This window comes from Clostridium beijerinckii, from assembly GCF_008705175.1.
Taxonomy (GTDB): Bacteria; Bacillota; Clostridia; order Clostridiales; family Clostridiaceae; genus Clostridium; species Clostridium beijerinckii.
Map to the genome: position 1 here is coordinate 5,091,293 of NZ_CP043998.1, position 22,944 is coordinate 5,114,236.

17 protein-coding genes are annotated in these 22,944 nt (G+C 28.7%); 3 read left to right on the top strand and 14 right to left on the bottom strand.

The genetic code is table 11. The annotated features are described in order from the left end of the window. Positions 1 to 10: 10 nt before the first annotated feature. The 7 genes from F3K33_RS22835 to F3K33_RS22865 all read right to left on the bottom strand — a co-directional run bounded on the left by F3K33_RS22835 (position 11) and on the right by F3K33_RS22865 (position 8,996). Positions 11 to 1,780: a sensor histidine kinase gene (locus tag F3K33_RS22835; protein WP_023973855.1), complete on the bottom strand. Its 1,770-nt coding sequence runs from the start codon at positions 1,778 to 1,780 to the stop codon at positions 11 to 13. Positions 1,781 to 2,046: 266 nt separating this feature from the next. Next, entirely contained in the window at positions 2,047 to 3,054 is a 1,008-nt protein-coding gene (gene yjfF, locus F3K33_RS22840) for a galactofuranose ABC transporter, permease protein YjfF (protein ID WP_039773695.1), read from the bottom strand. After that, on the bottom strand, positions 3,051 to 4,091 hold the full coding sequence (locus tag F3K33_RS22845; RefSeq protein WP_017211108.1) for an ABC transporter permease: 1,041 nt from the start codon (positions 4,089 to 4,091) through the stop codon (positions 3,051 to 3,053). Before F3K33_RS22845 ends, yjfF begins: the two co-directional genes overlap by 4 nt. 1 nt (position 4,092) lies before the next feature. Then, complete coding sequence (locus F3K33_RS22850) at positions 4,093 to 5,610, bottom strand: sugar ABC transporter ATP-binding protein (RefSeq protein WP_039773694.1); 1,518 nt, start codon at positions 5,608 to 5,610, stop codon at positions 4,093 to 4,095. A 103-nt stretch (positions 5,611 to 5,713) separates the two neighbouring features. Next, positions 5,714 to 6,721, bottom strand: a complete 1,008-nt coding sequence (locus tag F3K33_RS22855) for an ABC transporter substrate-binding protein (protein WP_023973858.1) — start codon at positions 6,719 to 6,721, stop codon at positions 5,714 to 5,716. 123 nt (positions 6,722 to 6,844) lie between these two features. After that, complete coding sequence (locus tag F3K33_RS22860) at positions 6,845 to 7,792, bottom strand: substrate-binding domain-containing protein (RefSeq protein ID WP_023973859.1); 948 nt, start codon at positions 7,790 to 7,792, stop codon at positions 6,845 to 6,847. A 1-nt stretch (position 7,793) separates the two neighbouring features. Continuing rightward, the gene (locus tag F3K33_RS22865; protein WP_023973860.1) at positions 7,794 to 8,996 is read right to left on the bottom strand and encodes a response regulator transcription factor; all 1,203 of its coding nucleotides are present in this window, start codon (positions 8,994 to 8,996) and stop codon (positions 7,794 to 7,796) included. Between the two features lie 337 nt (positions 8,997 to 9,333). Between F3K33_RS22865 and F3K33_RS22870 the strand changes: the two genes are divergently transcribed. After that, positions 9,334 to 10,389, top strand: a complete 1,056-nt coding sequence (locus F3K33_RS22870) for an aldose epimerase family protein (RefSeq protein WP_039773693.1) — start codon at positions 9,334 to 9,336, stop codon at positions 10,387 to 10,389. A 1,042-nt stretch (positions 10,390 to 11,431) separates the two neighbouring features. Continuing rightward, a complete protein-coding gene (locus F3K33_RS22875) occupies positions 11,432 to 13,135 on the top strand; it encodes a methyl-accepting chemotaxis protein (RefSeq protein WP_039773692.1) in 1,704 nt (567 codons plus the stop codon). A 162-nt stretch (positions 13,136 to 13,297) separates the two neighbouring features. Here F3K33_RS22875 and F3K33_RS22880 read toward each other — a convergent pair whose 3' ends face one another. From F3K33_RS22880 to F3K33_RS22890, 3 genes are all read right to left on the bottom strand, one after another. After that, complete coding sequence (locus F3K33_RS22880) at positions 13,298 to 14,164, bottom strand: Cof-type HAD-IIB family hydrolase (RefSeq protein WP_023973863.1); 867 nt, start codon at positions 14,162 to 14,164, stop codon at positions 13,298 to 13,300. A gap of 465 nt (positions 14,165 to 14,629) precedes the next feature. Beyond that, positions 14,630 to 15,337 (bottom strand): GntR family transcriptional regulator, encoded by a 708-nt coding sequence (locus tag F3K33_RS22885; RefSeq protein ID WP_017211116.1) that lies wholly within the window; start codon positions 15,335 to 15,337, stop codon positions 14,630 to 14,632. 606 nt (positions 15,338 to 15,943) lie between these two features. Further along, positions 15,944 to 16,888 (bottom strand): CAP domain-containing protein, encoded by a 945-nt coding sequence (locus F3K33_RS22890; RefSeq protein WP_039770019.1) that lies wholly within the window; start codon positions 16,886 to 16,888, stop codon positions 15,944 to 15,946. Positions 16,889 to 17,325: 437 nt separating this feature from the next. Here F3K33_RS22890 and F3K33_RS22895 point away from each other — a divergent pair, with 437 nt between their 5' ends. After that, positions 17,326 to 18,018, top strand: a complete 693-nt coding sequence (locus F3K33_RS22895; RefSeq protein ID WP_039770017.1) for a PHP domain-containing protein — start codon at positions 17,326 to 17,328, stop codon at positions 18,016 to 18,018. A 93-nt stretch (positions 18,019 to 18,111) separates the two neighbouring features. Here the strand turns inward: F3K33_RS22895 and F3K33_RS22900 are convergent, their stop codons facing one another. From F3K33_RS22900 to F3K33_RS22915, 4 genes are all read right to left on the bottom strand, one after another. After that, positions 18,112 to 18,369, bottom strand: coding sequence for a hypothetical protein (locus F3K33_RS22900; protein WP_012060627.1), 258 nt, complete (start codon positions 18,367 to 18,369; stop codon positions 18,112 to 18,114). Positions 18,370 to 18,527: 158 nt separating this feature from the next. After that, positions 18,528 to 19,124, bottom strand: coding sequence for an HD-GYP domain-containing protein (locus tag F3K33_RS22905; protein ID WP_023973866.1), 597 nt, complete (start codon positions 19,122 to 19,124; stop codon positions 18,528 to 18,530). 131 nt (positions 19,125 to 19,255) lie between these two features. After that, entirely contained in the window at positions 19,256 to 19,876 is a 621-nt protein-coding gene (locus F3K33_RS22910) for an HD-GYP domain-containing protein (protein WP_031275663.1), read from the bottom strand. Between the two features lie 293 nt (positions 19,877 to 20,169). Beyond that, positions 20,170 to 22,920, bottom strand: a complete 2,751-nt coding sequence (locus F3K33_RS22915; protein ID WP_039770014.1) for a calcium-translocating P-type ATPase, PMCA-type — start codon at positions 22,918 to 22,920, stop codon at positions 20,170 to 20,172. Positions 22,921 to 22,944: the final 24 nt, after the last annotated feature.

The following is a 22,944-nucleotide window of genomic DNA, read 5'->3' on the forward strand; positions in this document are numbered from 1 at the left end:
TGACCTAATATTATTCTGGCTCAATTATTGGATGTCTAAGCTCAACAATTGTCCCCTCTCCAAGAATACTTCTGTAGACTAACCCATACTCACTTCCATGTATAAGCTTTATTCTTTCATTTACATTAAAAATTCCATATCCAATCTGATTCCTATTTCCATCGTTATTATTAAGCATATTATTTATTTTATTTAATGTTTCTTCATCCATACCTTTTCCATTATCAGCTACAGTAAAACATAATAAATTATTTTCAATTTTTCCTGTAATTAAAATCTTCCCATTGCCACGCTTTTCTTTTATTCCATGGTAAATTGCATTTTCAACAATGGGCTGTAATATTAATTTTATTAACTTATAATCAAGTATTTCTTTATCAAATTGAATTTCGTAATCAAGCTTGTCTTCATATCTTATTTTCTGAATAATTAAGTAGCTTTGTACATGACTCAGTTCTTCTTTGACGCTTATTATTTCTTTTCCTTTACTTAAGCTTATTCTAAGCAAGTTAGTAAAGGCTTCTATTATCTCCACTATATCTTCTTCATTATGTTCTTCTGCCATCCACCTTATAGTATCTAAAGTGTTATACATAAAATGTGGCTTTATTTGAGCCTGTAAAACATTCATTTCAGCCAGCCTTTTATTTTTTTCTTCGATTTGTACTAATTTTATAAGATTATTTATTTCTTTTACCATGGTATTAAAAGAGCCGCCAAGTTCCCCTATTTCATCATTATACTTAGCATTAAATGATACTGTTAAATCTCCTTCTTGAGCTTTTCTCATTAACCTTTTTAATTTTTGAATTGGATTTACAATAGATCTTGTAAAGATTATAACTAAAATTTCAGCTATTATTAATGCCAAAATAGCTACTACAAAAGAATAATATCTTATATATTTAATAACTCGTAAACTCTCACTTTCAGGAAATACTCCAATTGTTTCCCATCCTGTATATTTTGAATCAATCTTTGTCAATTGATAATTTTCTCCATTAATATTTTTTATTATTATATCGTTGTTAATATTCTCTATCCATTCATTTTTAATTCTATATACTATATTATTAACAGGAGTATAAACAATCTCTTTGTTCATATCCATAATATAAATAAAACCCGCAGTTCCTGGTCTTGAATTCTCAATAATTTTCTTGATTGCATCTAATTTTATATCAATAAGTATTACACCTTTTATTTGGTTAGTAGATGAATCCACAACAGCTTTAGACATAGAGAAGACTTCATCAGCAGAATAGCGAAAAATATTATCAATGTTCCTACCTATTGGTTTAGTAAATAGGTGTATAGTTTCAGGCTTATTATAAGCCTTTGTATACCATTCTTCATTATATAAAGGATCTCTTGATACTCTGTTCATTACATCACTTATATAACCACCATTAGTGTTTACCACCATTATTCCAGCTATTTCCGGATTGAATTTAACAAAGTTATAAATAGATTTATACGCTTCGTCTTCAATATCAGTATCTTCAGATTTATTATCATTAAGGAATTTTATTATTCTAGGATCGATTGACATATAATTTATAATGTTTTCAGTATTATTAACATAAGATTCAATATTGCTATTTATTTGTTTTATTATTTGATTAGTGTTTTCATTTTGTGAAAAGTTAATTGAATCTTTATATAGTAAATTTCCCAAAGTAGTAATAGTAATAGTAACAATGAGGATTACTCCAAAAAAATAAAATATGAGTTTATCCCCTATGCTCTTATTCATAAAATATGTTTTTAAACTATTCACTCTATACCTCCAAAACATTTGTATAAATCATATCTATCATCCACAAATTAGCACATCTATATTTCAAATTTTATTATTAACTATACTTATAATTAACAAGCCTATATATTAAATTATAGCCCAAACTACCAATACTTGGCATATATATTTATTTAAATATATTACATTCGTTCAAAAATAAAATGAACATTTGTGCTTTCTTATTTTAAAAGATCATACAAATGCTCATTTTATTATATTAATCCATATTATATTATTTAGTTTGATTAAGAAGATAAAGCATTTTTTCGCCTTTCATCTCTAATTACAATAATTCTCTGCAATACAATAAATATGAACAATAACATTCCAACCGCTATTTTAGTCCACCATGAATTTAGTGTTCCATCAAACATTATAAGACTTTGAATAATTCCTGTAGTTAATACACCAAATAATGGTCCAATTATATTTCCATATCCACCTGTTAATAATATACCTCCAATTACGCACGCTGCTATGGCATCCATTTCCATTCCATTACAATGAAGACCATAACCTGAAAGAGTATATATTGTAAACAATAAACCACCTAAAGATGAACAGAAACCCGAAAATGTATATACAAGTATTTTTGTTCTTTCCACTGGTAATCCCATTAATTTAGCTGAATTTTCATTTCCACCAATTGCATACACGGTTCTTCCGAACCTTGTAAACTTCATCATATAAAATGCAGCAGCGACAACTATCAGGCTAACGATAACATTAATTGATATAAAGGCATCTGGTAATATTGATATTCTATATGATGAGATTTCTGTAAAAACTGGATTATCAATTATAATTGTATCAATGCTTATAATATAACTAGCTCCTCTTGCAAAGAACATTCCTGCAAGTGTAACTATCCAAGGATGTAGTTTAAACTTTTGAATCAAGATACCCTGAACTGTTCCAAAAATAATTCCAACAATAAGAACTATTAGCATTACTAAAAAAGGATTTACTCCTTTTTGCAATAAACTTGCTGTAATCATACTTACAAAAGCTATCATTGATCCAACTGAAAGATCTATTCCACCAGTTAATATTGCAACTGCTTCCCCAATTGCCACCACTATTAAATATGCATTATCAATGAACAAGTTAGTAAATACTTGTGCTGATAAAAAACTTTTATATAATACTGATCCTATTAGAAATAATCCTATAAATAATGCGATTGTAGCATAAATTGCAATATAATCTTTGTTTATCTTAAATGCGTTCTTCTTTCCTATTAGCTTATTCATGCTTTAATCACCTCTTTTTCTTTTAGATTGATTTTTGTATTTTTCTTTATCTTAAGAATTTTTCTAAATTCAGGAGATTGAATTATACATACAACTATAACTACTATCGCTTTAACAACTAATGTAATTTCAGGTGCAACGCCTAAGCTATAAATTGTTGTAGTTAATGTTTGTATGAACAATGCCCCTACAACTGTCCCTGAAAGATAAAACCGTCCTCCTGCCATAGACGTCCCACCTATAACTGTTGCAAGGATTGCATCCAATTCTAACCACAAACCAACATTATTAGCATCAGCACTTTTTATATTAGCGCATAAAATTATTCCTGCTATTCCTGCTAACATTCCACATATAACATAAAGTGAAAATACAACTTTCCTAGATTGAATTCCTGCGAATTTACATGAATTATTGTTAACTCCTATAGACTCAATAAATAATCCTAGAGCAGTTCTCCTTATTAAAAAATACATAATTAATGCTACCGCAATAGCTATAAATATTGCTATAGGAAGCAATATGTAGCCTGTCCCTATAAATATGAAATCCTTATTAGTAAAAGTTAATATTTGTCCTCCTGTTATAAGTTGAGCAACTCCTCTACCAACAATATATAAAATTAATGTTCCAACCATTGGTTGTACTCCTATATACGAAACTAAAAAACCATTCCATATTCCACATACAAGTCCACTAATTATTCCTATTGCTACTGCTAATGGAACTGAACCTCCATCAACTATTACAGTTGCAGAAAGAGCTGCACTTATTGCAATTATTGACCCTACTGAAATATCAATTCCTTGAGTTGCAATTACTAGAGTCATTCCTAAAGATATCAATATTAATGGAGCTGCACGGTTTAGTATATCTATAGTATTTCCAAATAAATGCCCGTCTTTCATACTTATGCTTAAGAAACTTGGTGTCATTATAAAATTAAACAAAAGTAATATTATTAAGCTCGTTAATGGCCAAAATATTTTAGCATTATAAATTTTAAGGAAAAAAGTTTGTTTCTTATTATTTTCCATATTATCTAGCACCTCCTGCTATAGTTTTCATGATATTAGATTCCTCTATTTCATTTCCAACTAGTTCTCCGATAATATTTCTATCTCTAAGAACAATTACTCTGTCACAACATTTAACTACTTCTGGTAGCTCTGACGAAATAAACAAAATTGTCATTCCTTGCTTAGCTAATGCTAATATTAATTCTGTTATTTCACCTTTTGCTCCTATATCAATTCCCCTTGTTGGTTCATCTAAAATTAATAATTGCGGTTCTGTTGCGAGCCATCTTGCTAATATTACCTTTTGTTGGTTACCACCACTTAAATTACTTATTTTTTGCTCCATACTTGGAGTTTTGATTCTAAGTAAATCTATATATTTTTGTGAAATTTCTTGTTGTTTTTTCATCGGCAAATATTTAAATATTCCTCTATTAGCTTGCAATGCTAATATTATATTTTCTCTTATTGTTAGATCGCCAACTATTCCTTCAACTTTTCTGTCCTCTGGGCAAAAACCCAAACCTTCCTCTATTGCTTTTTGAGGATAAATATACGAATAGTTTTTTCCATTTATAGTTATATTTCCACTAGTAGATCTATCTATCCCAAATATTGTTCGCGCACATTCGCTTCTACCAGACCCAAGAAGCCCTGCGAATCCAAGAATTTCCCCCTTCTTGATTTCTATATTAAATGGATTTATAGTTCCAGACCTTCCAAAATTATTTGTTGATATTAAATTCTCTCTCTGTTCATCATTAACTACTTTCTTTGTTCTTGTACTTTTTTCTATCTCGCTATAGTCTTTACCAATCATTTTAGAAACTAATTCTATCCTAGAAAGTTTGTCTGCATCATATGTCCCGACCAACTCACCATTTCTAAGCACTGTAAGTTTATCTGAAACCTCATATACTTGATCTAAAAAGTGAGTAACAAATATTATTGACATACCTTCTTCTTTAAATTTTTTCATAATTTTAAATAATTGCTTTACTTCCTTATCATCTAAACTTGATGTTGGTTCATCTAAGATTAATATACCTTGAGATATATCTACAGCACGTGCAATTGCTACCATTTGTTGTACTGCAACCGAATAATTATTTAAGGCCTTCTTTACATCTACCTTTAAATTAAGCCTTTCTTCTAATAGTTTCTCTGCACTTCTATTCATTTTCTTCCAATCTATACTTCCATTTTTCTTAGGTTCACGTCCAATATATACATTTTCTGCAACTGATAGATTTGGACATAGATTTACTTCTTGATAAACAGTACTAATTCCATGACTCTGAGCTTCCTGAGTAGATGATATTTTTATTTCTTTTCCCCTCAATATAATTGTTCCTTCATCTATCTTATAAACACCTGTAAGAACCTTTATCAATGTCGATTTTCCAGCACCATTTTCTCCCATTAGCGTATGGATTTCACCTTTTCTTAGTGTAAAATCAACATTTGAAAGTGCTCTAACACCCGGAAAGAACTTGCTAATATTTTTCATCTCTAAAACTATATTAGAATCACTCACTTATATCACTCCTCTTGTTTTAACACAATTACAAACATGTACGTACTACATCTTTTTTAACATAAGAGCATGGATTGAATTCCAGCTCTTATGCATACTATCATTAATATTTTCTGTTTGGTAATTCTGCTCCAGCATCTTTTTGTAAGAATTGACTTTCTTTTGAGTTTATAGTTCTTTCAACTTCTTTACCATCTAATATGTTTTTAGCAACTTCAAGTAATTGAGGTCCAAGTAACGGATTACATTCAACAGTTGCATTAGCTTTACCATCAACCATTGCTTGGAATATATCTTTAATACCATCAACTGAAACTATAAATATATCTTTTCCTGGTTTCTTTCCATATTCCTCTATAGCTTGAATAGCTCCCATTGCCATATCATCATTATGAGACCATAGTACATTTATTTTATCACCATCTGATTTTAGAAATGCTTCCATAACTTCTTTACCTTTTGCACGAGTAAAATCTCCAGTTTGTGATTTTATTATCTTATAATTAGGACAATCTTTTATTGCATCATTAAACCCTTGTTGTCTTCCAACCATTGCAGTAGACCCCACTGTTCCTTGAAGCTCTGCTATATTAAGTGTTGCGTCTTTACCGAATTGATCTATTAGTATTTGTGCAGCCTTTTTCCCCTCTGCAACCATGTCTGAACCTAAGAAACATTTATAAAGTGAATCATCTGAAACTGTAACTTTTCTATCAACAATTACTACTGGAATTTTTGCATCCTTAGCCTCTTTAAGTACTGTATCCCAGCCAGTTTCAACAACTGGATCTAAAGCAATTAAATCTACCTTTTGTGCAATAAATGATCTTATGGCTTTTATTTGATTTTCTTGTTTTTGTTGTCCATCAGAAAATTTCAAGTCAAAGTTAGGATCTAATGTTGGAATTGATTTTATAGAGTCAGTTTCTGCTGTTCTCCAACCACTTTCCGCACCAACCTGTGCAAATCCAATTATTTTTTTACTAGATGAATTCGCCGCTGATGTCTTTGCTGAATCGCCTCCACCAGCTCCAGATCCACCGCAGCCTGAAAGCATGCCAATACACAATACAGCACTCGCCATTAATGCCATCATCTTTTTTAACTTCATAATTAATTCCCCCTATATTCATGATTTCGTTTTCATGAATTAATTATATATTTATACTTATAAATTGTATTTGCATTAATCAGCACTTTTGTATACTTTTACGGAATATGGAAATCCATATATTTAATTACTTAAAATATCTTTAGTTATTTTATTGCACTTTAGTAATACTTTTTTAGGAATATCATCTTTCTTGTTCAATATTTTTATTGCATAATCTACTGCTTCTTTTCCTCCAGTCTTGCATGTAAATGTTCCTTGCAATATGCCATTTCTAACAAGGTCTATACCTCCCTGAGGTCCTTCTAAGCCATCAACACCAATTATTTTAATATTTTTTGAATTAGTACTTACGGTAGCGTAATATGCCCCAAGTGCCATATAATCACTATGAGCAAAAATTATATTAACATCCTTATCATCTTTCAATATTTCCTCTAATTTATCTTCTGTTTCATTCTTCTGCCAATTCCCTACAATTGTTCTATCTATAGCAATATTTTTATAATTACTAATCGCTTCTTTAAATCCATTAGTTATTTCTTTATCTGTACTTGAATCTAATATTCCTTGAACCTCTATAACATTAGCCTTGTTATTACCAGCTAAATTAGCAATTAATTCTCCTGCCTGCACTCCTATAGACTTTGTATCAGCCCCTATATATAAGGTATAATCATATCCCTCAACAGCTCTATCCAATAATATAACAGGTAAAGATTCATACGCTTTTCTTACAGTTGGTGCTAGTTCTTTGGAATTATTAATTGAAACAATTAGTAAATCTGCACCAAAGTTCATCAAATCTTCTATATCCTTTTTCTGTTTTTCAACATCTCCACCTGCATCCTTAAAAATTATTTTTATATTGCTATGTTTCTTAGCTTCTTCCTGTATTTCTTTATTCATACTTATTCTCCATGGTTCATACAGGTTTGCCTGAGACATACCGATTATAAATGTATCCTTTTTTTGAGAGTTTGTCCTATATAAATGAATTACAAAAATTATTAGTCCACATATACAAGCTATAATTATAGATAAATAAATAATCTTTCTTTTATTATTCACTCTATTTTCCCCTCTTATATTCCGTTGGTGAAACTCCAACTACTTTTTTAAAAGCTCTACAAAAATAATGTTGATTACTATAACCGACTAGTTCTGCCACATCATAAATTTTAACAGCTGGATCCTCCATCATATACATTGCTTTTTCTATTCTTATTTTAGTAAGGTAATCAATAAATGATAATCCAGTTTCTTTTTTTAATAATTTACTTAAATATGAGGATGTTACTTCTAATTTACTTGATATATAATTTATATTTAACTCATTTGAATAATAGTTATCTTCTATATACTTGATTGCTAGTAAAACCATAGAACTGCACTTCTTTTTTTCATTAACCCTATTCATTATTTTCATATATTCATCTTTTATCTTAAATACATCATTAAAAACACTTGCCTGCTCAATTAATACATTACACTTTAAATATTTATATATCTCCCTCTGTATTTTTTTTGCAATAGAAATCCACCACCCCATATCATTTATCTTGCTTACTAATATTATATTTTTCTTATCATCATTAAAAATATACTTTAACTCTAAATCTTTAAATCCATCATTTAAAATATTAGCTATTGCAAACTCTAATAATTCAACACTCCAATTCCTAACACTTACTTCAACATTAAGTTTTTCTACAATCTTTATAACCATAATTCCAATATTTCTTCCAAACTCGATATCAAAAAAACTCATCTCCTTTAAAACTTGTTCATCACTTAATTTATTGTTAAACCATTCACTAAAAAAAGTTTTTTGTAATACTTCCTTATTTTCAGCTAATTGTCTTTTTACCCATTCTAAGTAATTGTTTTCTTTTCCCCTTTCAATAAGTTTATTGGTTACTTTAATTATTATCTCCTCTATGTTCTTTTTACTCACAGGTTTTAGAATGTAATCGAAAACATTAAACTGCAATGCTTTTTGAGCGTATGAAAAATCATCATATCCACTTATTATAATAACAATCCCATTATTGCCAATCTCTTTTAGCTTTTGCAATAGGTCTAAACCGTTTAAGAATGGCATATTTATATCCAATAATATAATATCGGGTCTGTTTTCTTTAATAATTTCTAATGCAATTTCCCCATCTTCCGCTTGCCCTACTATCTCAATACCGAACTCACTCCAATTTAAAATATTCTCAATACCCCTTCTAATTTTAGGCTCGTCATCAGCGATAACTAGTTTCCACATAATTCCTCCATTTATAATATATATTACAATAATAAATTTATATTTAATATTCTTGAGCTAAGGTTGAATTAATATTAAAATATAGGAAATTAATTGCAAGATATATTTTTTATTTTGTTATTATATTAATTTTTATTGTTTTAATACTCCATTAATGTAATTATTAAGCATATATTTATATTATTTTAATATATTTCCAAAATAATTTCTAGAAATAATTGTATGTACAATTTTAATGTAATATAATATACTTGTACATACATGAAACCGATATCTTTAATTATGTAAATGTATACTAAAAAATATGTAGTAATTTATTAAATACGGAGGTGTTATCATGGCAATAGAAAAAAATGTTTTCGGAACAATGCCTGATGGAAAAGATGTTTATATTTATACTTTAACAAACTCTAACAAAATGAAAGTTGAGATTTCTACTTACGGTGGTACAATAGTTTCATCTCTAGTTCCGAATAAGGATGGTAAATTAATTGATGTAACGCTAGGATATGATAATTTAGATGGTTATTTAAAAGGAGATAAATTTTTCGGTGCCTTAATAGGACGTTTTGGAAATAGAATTCAATATGGAAAGTTCATCCTTAATGATCAAGAATACACTTTAGCTCAGAATGATGGAGAAAATCATTTACACGGCGGCTTAAAAGGCTTTGATAAAGTAGTATGGGATTCAAAAATAGTTGAAGATTCTCCTAATACATTAGAACTTTCTTATTTTAGCCCAGACGGTGAAGAAGGATATCCTGGTAACCTTAATGTTAAAGTTACTTATGTCCTTACTGAAGATAATGCTCTAGAGATAAATTATAGTGCAACTTCTGATAAAGATACAGTCGTAAATCTTACAAATCATGCTTATTTTAATTTATCTGGTCATTCATCTGGTGACGTTCTTAATCAAAAATTGATGATAAATGCAGATAAGTTTACAGTAAACGATAAATATTCAATTCCTACAGGCGAAATAAAAGAGGTAGCCGGAACTCCTATGGACTTTAGATCATTAACTCCTATCGGCAACAATATAAATAGCGATTATGAACAAATTGATTTTGGAAAAGGATACGATCATAACTGGGTACTAAATACCGATGGATGTGATAGCTCAAAAGCTGCTCAAGCTATTGATGAAAATTCTGGAATAGTATTGGATGTTTATACAACCACTCCTGGAATTCAATTTTACAGCGGGAACTTTCTTGATGGTTCAGATGTAGGTAAAAATAAATCTGTTTATAATCGTAGAAATGGATTTTGTTTAGAAACTCAATATTTTCCTAACTCTATAAACTGTAGTAAATTTAAATCTCCAATACTTAGAGCCGGAGAAGTATATAAAGATAAAACCATTTATAAATTCTCTACATTATAAATTTTAAATTTCTTATTATTGGTATATAGATATCCAAATTTAAAACTAGATTTATTGTAGTAACTTACCGAAATCATAAATATTTTGTTCCAAAAAGCTATGAAAATATCGCTGAAAGTTCTAAGCAGCAGGTTGTATCCAATTTAGCATGCTCCAACTTTCAGTTTGACAAGCTAAATTGGAACAACCTACAGCTAAGACCTTTTAACAGCTCATTTTCAAATGTTTTCTTCATATTATGACCCTTGTGGTTACAAATATATTTATGATTTCTAGTGAAGATATGAACTTAAAGTTTTAGCAACTTTTTAAATACATTAATCTAATAAGTCGAATTCTTAAAATCTATATATGTTTCAATAATAAACTTACATTTAAAATTCTAATAAGCTAAGTTATCAATTAAAATAATAATCTAGAAATTAAATTGCAACATATATAATTTACTGATAAAAAAGTGCTTAGCTAACAAATATCCATAGTGGATAATTATGTTTTATGATTTAATTATTAAATAAAAATTCATCTTAAATATAACCACTATGGATTATACAAATAATATAAAGAGAACTAAAAAATAAACACTTTATTTTCCATGATTGTATGCTCATCCAACTTTGTCTTAAAGACTACTTTCTGACCTTAGTCGCCTAATAAATACTATTCTAAATGAAATACATTACCATGAAATCACTGAAATAAATCAAGGAAAATCCCTGTCTCCAATGGCGACGCTATCTATTTATAAAGTTGATAGTATAAAAAACATGCTCAGTCCCAAAATTAAAATTTCTTACTAAAGCACATTAACCTCAAAAGATATTCATCACACTGAGTATACTCAATACGATAAAGTTGCTTTAATTTATGCCTTACTAGATTTATTTTAAAACCCAACTTTTAGAATGTTTTTTGTAATTATACAAATACACTTCAATATTTATACATATTTTTAAATTAATGCTTACTAACTTTATGCTTAGACTTATCAAATACCTTGCGCTTATATTTTTGATGTCATTTTTGTTAAAGGAGAATTTATATGTATAATAAATTAAAAAAAGTTATTAGTAACTATCCTATTAATACAAAATTCAAAATAACTTTTTCAACAATTTTAGGACTTACTTCTTTCCTTATGGTAGCTGTGATATGCATAATATTGTTTATTTCATCGCAAACAAATTCGCTATATAATGGACCATATAAAGTTTCTGAGACTATTTCTAATATTAGAGTAAACTTACAAACAATAAAAATGGACATGTTCAGATCAATCACAGAAACAGATCCAGGAATAAAGAACTTTTATCTAGAGCAAGCTGATACAGAATCTATGGCTCTTTCGAAAAATATAGAAATTTTAAAAGAAATACATAAGGGAGATCCATCTTTATTAGATGAATTTTTATCAAATGTAAAGGGTTTAGATGATAAGAGAGAAAAATTAAGTGACTTATTAAAATCAAAAACCAATCAGTCTGTAATGAAAGTCAGCCAAGATGCTTACTCTTCACAAATTAAAGAGTCTGAAGAATGTATACTTAAGCTTTTTAAGTCATCCCAAGAAGATGCTAATTCCTTTGTTACTAATTCAAATACTTATAGAAGTATATCACTAATTTCTATTACGTTTATTATGATAATATTAATTGTGATATCATTATTGTTAATTAGGGTATTGAATGATGTATTACTTGAAGGGATTAATCATATTAAGGATATTGCAAAAAACCTAGCTCATGGAAATCTTAAGATAAATACTGAATATAATGCAAAAGATGAAATGGGTGAAATGTCCCGCGATTTAACTAATTCTATCGGAATGTTACTTTCTTATATTAATGATATAACAAGCACTTTGGAAAGATTAGCAGATGGAGATTTAGATATACATTTAGATACTTCAATAGCATATATAGGCGATTTTAATCCTATACAAAAATCAATAAAAAATATTATCGATTCTTTAAATATTATATTTCAGAATATGGATCAATCAATCTCATCAATTTCTAATGGTTCTGAGCAATTATCTTCAACCACCCAAATACTATCTGAAGGCTCTATTAACCAGGCTGGTGCTGTTGAAGAGCTCTTTACTAGTTTTAAGAACATACTGCAAAAGGTTAATAATACTACTAACAATGCAGATAAAGCTAAAAGTTTTTCCATTAATGTAAAACATATTGTACAAGAAGGAAACGAAAAGATGCAAATATTGATGGAATCTATGAGAGAAATAACTATCTGCTCAAAACAAATTGCTGAAATTATAAAAGCAATAGAAGAAATTGCTTCTCAAACTAATCTTTTAGCATTAAACGCTGCTATTGAAGCAGCTAGAGCCGGTGAAGCTGGAAAAGGTTTTGCTGTAGTTGCAGACGAAGTTAGAAATCTTGCTGAACAATCTGCCGAAGCCGTAAACAATACTTCTAAGATTATAAAAAATTCATTGCATGTAGTAGCTAATGGAGAAAAGCTGGCTACAGAGACTGCTGCTGCATTAGATATAATAGTTAAAAATGTCGATGATACTACTAATTTAGTGAAAGAAATAGCTGTAGCCTCTGAAGACCAAACTGAAGCTATAACCGAAATGACCAGTAAGGTTGATCAAATTTCTCAAGTAGTTCAAACTAATTCTGCAACAGCAGAAGAACTAGCAGCATCTACAGAAGAATTAGCTTCTCAATCTCAGATAATAAAAACTGAAATATCAAAATATACATTAAAAAACAAATAATGAATTTTGGCCTTTTAGATATCAATACTTATTTCAAGCCAAAGAATTAGAATGTAAAAATTCTTTGGCTTCAATATAAAAAGATCATATCTGTGCCATTGGCATAACGCCATGATAAAACTGCTTTACTTAGACGTTAAAGCGCAATCATATAATTTCTTTTTATTTCTGTTCTTCTAAAACTCTATATATTGCTTTTGCTACTCCTAAATTGTCATTTGTATCAGTTATATATTTTGCTATTTCTTTTATTTCAGGAATAGCATTTCCCATAGCAACTGATTCTTTGAATTCTGTAAACATAGAATAATCGTTAAAACTATCTCCTAGCACCAAAACTTCATCTCTTTCAAATCCCATTTTTTCAGCTACTTTTGCAAGTATAATGCCCTTTTGAGCAGTTATATCCGTAATCTCTATATTATCCCTGAATGAAGATGAAACAGCAATTCCTTTCAATTCTCCAATAACTTTTTTCATTTTATTTATAAGCTCTATATCTTTATGGAAAGCTACAAACTTTCTAATTTCTATACCACTGCTTAAAAATTTATCCAAATCAGAAATATAATTAAGTTGAACAAAATATGGTTGAACTTTGGCAAGTTCCAAAGCTTCTTCTGGAGTAAGCTCTGGATTAAAGGATAACGTTCTATATGCCATTTCCTTTAAAGCTTCCTCTTTAGTGTCTGTAGTATATATTCCTTTATTAGTAAATATTCTTGCAGATACTTTTTCTCTTTGAAGTATATTTATAATTTTAGTTGCAGTTTCTAGCTCTATATTTATCTCTTCTAGAATATTTCCATCCTCATCTCTATACTCTGCCCCATTCATAAGTACACATTGACATCTTATATTATTTTCCATCAAAAGAGGTTTAACAGTATCATATTCCCTTCCTGTTGAAATTGCAAATATAATTCCTGCCTTCTCAGCGCGCTTAATAGCAGATACGGTCTCTTTATCTATTTTATGTTTTGTATTCAACAGTGTCCCATCCATATCTGATGCAATAAGTTTTATCATTTGGGATCATCTCCTCGCTATTTTATTAAATTTCTCATACCTTAATATTATAACAAAGTTTATTCAATTGTGAAAATAAGCGACATGATTTCACTTTTATCAATATATAGTTAAAAATAGGTTTTATTGATTCCTAACTTTTATTTGACATCTTTTCTATTCATCAAACTTATAACACAAAAAAGCCTACCCTTTATATAATATAAAGTGCAAGCTTTTTTATTCACCCAAGATAATTGAAATTATTAACTATATAAATCACTAATTCATACAACTAAATATGATTTCTATATTAATTTAAGCTTATTTAAATACTTGATTTATTATAATTTTAAATATATATTTTATATAATAAATCTACTTTTCCCCCCCATCAAACCAATTATTCAATTAAGATAATAATTATAGACACTTATTTGTAATATCTATATAAATTTACTAGTAAAACATATAACATTAAATTATTTAGTTAATACTAGTCAAGCTTATCAATTTCATATTTTTATAGTTAAATTTTTCTACAGAAATATCAAATACTATTCCACTACTTAAAAATATAGTATTATTTAAAACTAAAGCTGGATCATCTTTTTCCAAGTTCAAAAAACTTGCTTCTTCTTCAGTTAATTTTTCAGAAGTTATTATTCTATCCGCAAATCCTATTTTTAATTTTAAATCATTTGTAATGTAATCAAATATAGACTTACTACATATTTCTTCATTCAAATAAGGAATAATATCTTTATTATAGTAAGATTCCTCTATTTCAATTGGATCTCCATTTAAATATCTTACTCTTTTAATATAATATATCTTTGTGCCAATATCACATTTCATTCTATTTGATAATTTTTCATCTGCATTAATTAACGAAAATTCAGCAACCTTACTTTCAAACTTTTCATTAGAATACTGTTTTGATAAACCATTTATATCTCTTATTTGGGCGCAACCATTTTTTGCAAACTCCCTTAAAAATATCCCACTACCTTGCACTCTATAAACATAACCTTTAGTCACTAATATTTCTATAGCTTTTCTTATAGTATTTTTGCTAACATTAAATTTTTTTATCAGTTCCTCTTCTGTAGGAAGTTTTTTACTCAAACTATATCTATCTTCCAACATTTCTTTTTCTAAAATATTAACAACCATTTCATACTTTGTTTGCATCTCTGTAATTCCTCGCTTTATTTTAAATAAGTATTTTTACTAATATCTTCTTCTAATTCGTAACACGTTAATCCTAATCTATAAAGTTTCTAAAAACAATAAAAACTGTTATATCAAATATTAAACCCAATATTTCCTCTTTCATTTTCACTCGAAATATTGGGTTTAATACTTGATAATTCCCTTTAATGAATATCATTATCACATAAATTCACTTTTCTCTTCTTAATAATTTATTTAATATCTTTACTAATATATTACATCTTTTACTTCTTAGTATTTAAACTTTATATCTATTGATTCCTCCAACTAGCGGAATAATTTAACTATTCTTATAATTCATTGGCATGATTTATTATATAATATAAGGCACCTTTTGTAAAGGTTTAAATAACTTGTTTTAAGTTCACAAAATAATAATTCAAATAGTATATAAGTTGAATTATAATCCTATATTAATACTAATTATATATGCTTAACCGTTAATAATATAGATAAATCTTTAACGCAACTTATATAGAACTGCTAATTATTTTGTATAATCAGCAGTTCTTACTTAACTTATGTATCATGTATATTTATATTAACAACATACTAGTCCAAATATTAATTTGAAAAAGTCTGAGTTCCCATATATTTATCACTACCACTAATTACACCTATACCAACCTTAGTGTAAGAAGGATTCATCATATTTGCCTTATGCCCCGGCGAATTCCACCACTGATTGAATAATTCAACTGGTTCATAATTGTTGTATGCTATATTTTCTCCAGTTGTAGTATATTCATAGTTAATTGCTTTTAGCCAACTTGTCCAATTATTGCCCTCTGGAGTAGTATGGTCGAAATAATTGTATTGTATCATATGGTTACTCTTATACCTAGCTACTTGAACTAACTCATTATCCATAACTAAAGGATTTAGACCTGCTTCAGTTCTTTTTTCATTCATTAACTCAAAAATTTTATTTTCTGCCATTATTTGTATGCTTATAGAATAGTTTCTTGGTAATTGAGGAAGTCCATTTATATCAACAGTATTATTACCAGCTTGTCCATCGTATGCTGAGTTAGTCAACAGTTGGCCTGAATCATTTGATGATTCTATTAACTTTCCAGACTCATCAAAGCAATAAACCTTTCCCTCAATATTTTGAATTCCTGTTTGCATTGCTCCATTGCTATTCATATAATACCATTTATTATTATCCTGAATCCAACCTATTTGCATCACTCCATTATTATTAAAATAATACCAGGTTCCATTGATATTATTCCAACCTTCTTGCATTACTCCTGAATTATTTAAGTAATACCAGTTTCCTTTCTCATAAGTCCAATCTGTTTTCATTCTTCCGTTTTCATTAAAATAATACCATTCATTTGAAATATTCTTCCATCCTTTAGCTACCTTGTTTCCTTCTTTATAGCTCCATGTTCTATCATCATTCTGACTCCATTCCGCAGATGCTTTTAACGGTGATAGTGTAGCAATTGTTGCAGCCATAATAACTGTACTTGTAATTCTTGTAAAAAAAGTTTTCTTCATTAGTTTTCCTCTCTTCTTTTGTTATTCTGTTATCTTACATATAGTTATGTATAACTCCCTGTAAAATCGTTTTCAGAACCACATATAAAAGTTTTTCCATATAATTATTTTACCATAAATTCGACATTTTTCAACCCATTTTATTCTAAAATATTTTATAATAGCTAAACAGACTATATAATTCTCTTTTTTCCTTCTGATTTATTGTAAATTTATTATAAAATAGTTATATTCATATATATATTTTCTTTAAGTACTTATGTCTTTAAAAATTTAAATACAAATTTATTGTTACAGCATATATATAATATAAAGAATTTATGTTAACGCAATTTGTTAATTAAGTTAATTTTCATATAAATATAAAAATCAATCATTTTAACACCTAATTCATTAACTCATATATTAGAAATAGATAATATTTCAGGGGAGTTATAATGTATAAAAAAGGTGATTTCCATATCCATTCAACTTTCTCAGATGGAAAGTGTACCCCTAGGGAGCTTGTTATTCTTTCCCAAAAAAGAGAGGTGGATATTATTTCTATAACAGATCATAATAGTACATCTGGTTTAGATGAAGCTGTCATGGCTGGTGAAGATCTTGGTGTAAGAGTCATTCCTGGCGTTGAACTTTCAACTAAATACAATTCTTCCAGAGTTCATGTTTTAGGCTACTTTAAAGATGATAGCTACAAAAATGAGCTTTTAGTTGAAGTATTAAAAAATGTAAAGAATCATAAAATTTCAAATATAAAAAAATTGCTAGGAAAAAATCTAGATTTTTATAATACTAAGGATAAACTTTCTGTAGAGACTGGCATAAAAATTCTAAAGTTTTTTGGAGCTACAGTGGTTTTGGCACATCCTGTACTTTTAAACAAATCTGATTTTGAAAAAATCATAGAAATGGACTTTGATGGACTTGAAGCTAAATACTTCAGTAATACAGAAAATGATACCGAATACTTCTTAAAAGTAGCCAGTGATAGAAACTTACTTTACACAGCCGGGTCAGATTTCCACAGTTGCAAAGAATTTTATAGAATTCATGGGATAATAGGTGACGTTTATCTAAATGAATCTGAAATATATAATTTTTTGATACGTGGTAAGTTGCCATACTTGTAAATACTTTACTAGAATTATTTAATATTAAAAATTAGATATATGTTTAATTGAATTATTACTATACTACATATATCTAATTTCCCACTTCATAAACTATATTTCTTCTAGCTTTTTTCTTCTTTTATATATTTTGTTAGCTACCAAGCATGCTGTCACAGTAGTTCCCAAAACACATATAGCAGTTGGAGCCACTGCTATAAATCCAGCCAAAAGCAACCCTTTTCCCGAAACCTTAATATCAACACTTCTATCTTTAGACTTAAAATTTACATTAATACTTCCTGCTTCTTTATCTGCCTTACTAACTTTGTTAAAAGATCCATTCATTATCTCTTTCTTAAAGTCTAGCATTCAATCACCCCTCATATAATTTACGATTTATATTTCTGCTTTATTTATATCATATTAATTTAAATCTATTATATACAAAAAACTTCTAGCTTTAAATAAAATTTCAAACAAAAAAATTGTAACTATACTATAGAAAAAATCTATACATAGTTACAATCCTAATTATAAAGTTCATTAACTATTTTATTCCAATTGTTGAGCATGCATTCTGCTATTTTCGAATCATACATTATTCCTTTATTCTTCTTTATTTCATCTTTGCATAACTCATCACTTATGGATTTTCTATACGGCCTATCACTTTTCATTGCATCTATAGAATCACAAACTGCTAATATTCTTGATGCAAACGGTATTTCTTCTTCCTTTAATCCTTTAGGATATCCTTTTCCATCCCATCTCTCGTGATGATATAAGACTATCCTAGAAATATCTTCAAACGTACTTGTTTTACTTAGTATATTATATCCAATATACGGATGATTCTTCATTAATTCCCATTCACCTACTTCCAGGCTATCTGGTTTATTTAGAATGTTATCCGGCACTCCAATTTTACCAATATCATGCAGATCTCCTGCTATATGTATTAATTCGAGCTCTTCCGTTGTCATTCCCAAGACTTCTCCTAATTTATATGCCATATCTGCTACTCTAGTCGAATGACCATATGTATAGAAGTCTTTTGCTTCCAAGGTTGCAACCATACTTCTTACAACACCATGATACATATCATCATTATATTGTTCCAATATTTCTCACCGCCTTACTAATTTTGCTATTCTTACTAAATATAATATCATAAAATCTACTGTGTTTGAATATAATTATTTAATTCAATTAAGATAATTAAAATACTTTTCAAATATTTATAGAAACTTGACGATTAAATCACAATATAGAATTCATTGTTAGTATCATATTCTTGTGTAATTTCGCCCCAATTTTTAATGATGCAATCTACTATTTCAGGATCATACATTATACCTTTATTTTTAATTATTTCATTCTTACATTCTTCATCGCTTATTAATTTTCTATAAGGTCTATTACTTTTCATAGCATCAATAGAATCACAAACTGCTATTATTCTAGATCCTAATGGTATTTCTTCCTTACATAATCCATTTGGATATCCTCTTCCATCCCATCTTTCATGATGATGTAGTACTATTTTTGAAATAATATCTAAGCTTTTTACTTTGCTTAATATTTTATACCCTATCTCTGGATGCTTCTTCATAAGCTCCCACTCTTGTAGGTCAAGTTTACCTCTCTTATTTAGAACACTATCAGGAACCCCAATCTTACCTATATCATGCAAATGCCCTGCAATGTGCAAAATCTCTAATTCTTCATTCTGTATCCCTAAATACATACCAAGCTTGTTCGCCATATTTCCAACTCTAGTAGAGTGTCCAGCGGTGTAAATATCTTTTGCATCCAATGCTGCAACCATACTTTCTATTATATCGTGGTAAACTTCACTACTAAATAACATACTCATAATCATACCTCCTTAAATCAAATTAAAACGCATTTATATAAAATTAAACTCTAAATCATATTTAATTTACTTAAATTATCTCTCATTGAAAATTATTATCAATTATATTATATCCTATTTTACTTATTAATCAATATTTAACTTTTATCATAATTTTATGATAAATATGAATATTATCACTAAATACCCTATTAACTTCTTACCTTTATCACTGCTATTTTTTAAGAACAAAAGTACATAAAAATAAGGGGAGTTAAATTAACTTCCCTTAGCTTTTAAATAACACTATTTAATTATTTTCTAAACATTCTTATAATAAATTTTATAACTTCATTTACTACTATAACCATAAATGCTAACCCTAGAACTTTACTCCACATTATCACCGATAAAGCAACTGAACTAAAGAAAGTAGTAAATACTTGAGTAAATATTATTTGAGCCAATCCAGTTATAAATATTACTTGAATAGCTATCTTGTTCTTAAAAAAGTTAGGAAATATACTTTCTGCCCCAAATTCTCTGCAGTTAAATGCATTAAATAGTGCACTAAATGCAAATAATCCAAATAAAACAGTTTCCATCTCACTTGCAAATCCGTTTTTTTCTGTGGATGCTCCTAAGATATTGTACTTCATCTGTATAAGTAAAATTGATGTAACATATATTGCATTTAATATTATTGAAGTAATCATACCTTTTGTAATTATACTTGAATTTCTATTTACAGGTTTTCTATTAAAAACATTCTTTCTAATTGGTTCTAAACCTAGAACTAGTGCTGGCGGTCCATCCATTATTATGTTAATCCACAGTAATTGAATCGTAGTAAATGGCATTTCAAAATTTAATATTTGTGAAATTATTGCAACTAAAAATGCTATTATGTTTACAGTAATCTGAAATTGTATGAATCTTTGAAAATTTTCATACACGCCTCTTCCCCACTTTATTCCATCAATGATAGTAGTAAAATTATCATCTGTTAATATTATATCTGCAGCATTTTTAGAAACTTCTGATCCTGAAATACCCATAGCTATTCCGACGTCTGCCTTTGTTAATGCTGGTGCATCATTTATACCATCACCAGTTACTCCAACTACTTCCCCATTGCTTTGAAGAGCTTCAACAATTCTCATTTTTGTCTCCGGCTTACTTCTAGCTACAATAGCTATATTTTCAATCTCATTTCTTAATTCTTTATCATTTAAAGTATCAATATATGTAGCTTCCACTGCTTTTTTTCCACCTTTAAGCATTCCAAGCTCATTTCCTATTGCTATGGCTGTATTTATATTATCCCCAGTCAACATCTTAGTTTCAATACCAGCTCTTTTAGCTGCTTCTATAGCTTTAGCTACATCTTCCCTTAGTGGATCTCTTATGGCAACAAAACCACTGAATATTAGTCCATTTTCTCCATCTAATAGTTTAGGTTTTAAAATACTTATCTCACTTGTAATCGCAGCCTCTGCTTCTACATCTTCAATAATCCTAAATCCAAACCCTAGAATTCTCATAGATTTAGCCTGTAGTTTCTGTATTTCTTTTATTATTTCATTTTTTCTCTCTTGTGTAAGATCTATAAATTTATTATTTATAACTTCATTAGTAGCATTTGATAACAGTATTTCAGGCGCTCCTTTTACGAGTACTACATTCATTCCTTTAATCTTCATAACAGTAGCCATGAATTTATTTTCAGAGTTAAACGGTATTTGATGAATCACTTCACTTTCTTTTCTTTCCTGTTTATAATCATATTCCTCTAGATATGAAAGTAGTGCACATTCTGTTGAATTACCTAAGTAATTTAACTTATCTCCCTCAAAACTTATATCAGCCGTTGAGTTCACAAGGCAATTTTTTATAAAATAATCATCTATATCATTTTTATCATCAAAGAACTTTCCATTTAAATAAAGATTCTCTACAGTCATCCTATTCTCAGTTAAAGTACCTGTTTTATCTGAACAAATAACGCTAACTGAGCCTATAGTTTCACAAGCCTCTTTTTTTGTTACTAACGCATTAATCTTAGCCATCTTTTGCATCGTTATTGCTAATGTCATATTAATCATAGTTGGCAACCCTTCTGGCACCGCTGCGACTATTAAAGCAATACATACAACAAAAGCAGTTTTAACAGGATCTATAGAATTTAAAAACGATATTACTCCTGATGTATTTATATTCAAATTACCAGATATAATCATTTTGGTAACCATAAATATAAATAGTAAACCTGCTATAACGCTTGATATTTTAGTGATTGTCTTACCCAAATCCCCCAATTTTCTTTGGAGAGGTGTTTCTTCTTCATCTATTTGAAGAGTTTGAGCTATTTTGCCCATTTCAGTATTATCACCAGTTGAAGTTACAACCATTGTCGCTCTACCATAAGCAATTAGAGTTCCGCCAAATCCCATATTAATTTGCTTTGCTGGAATTGGATCCTGCATTTCTTTATTTTCTTTTACTTGTATTTCCTCCATATTGACAATTACTTGAGCATTTTTTGTAACATCTTCTGATTCACCAGTCAACATATCTTCCCTAACCTTTAAATCTATTGTCTCAATAAATCTTCCGTCTGCTGGTATCATGTCTCCTGTTTCAAGATATATGATATCTCCTGGAACTAAGTCATTTTTTCCTACTTGAGTTACTTTGCCGTTTCTCAACACCTTTACAACAATATCTTCTGTCATTTTGGCCAAAGCTTCTGCTGCTTTTTTTGATTTTCCTTCTGTAATTATTCCGATAGTTATTCCAATTGCAACAGCACATACTATTCCAACTGAATCATAATATTCTCCAATAATTGCACTAACTAAAGCCGCTATCAAAAGAATAAGCATCATTGGTTCCAATAATGCATTTTTTATTTCTTCAAATATATTTCCTTCTTTTTTATGAGTAAATTCATTTTTTCCATACTTCTCAGTTCTCTCTCTTATGGATGAATCATTTAGGCCAATCTCTAGATCGACATCTAGTTCTTCTAAAACTGATTCTATATCTTTATTAAAATATTTCATTAATTAAACTCCTCTTATTAACAT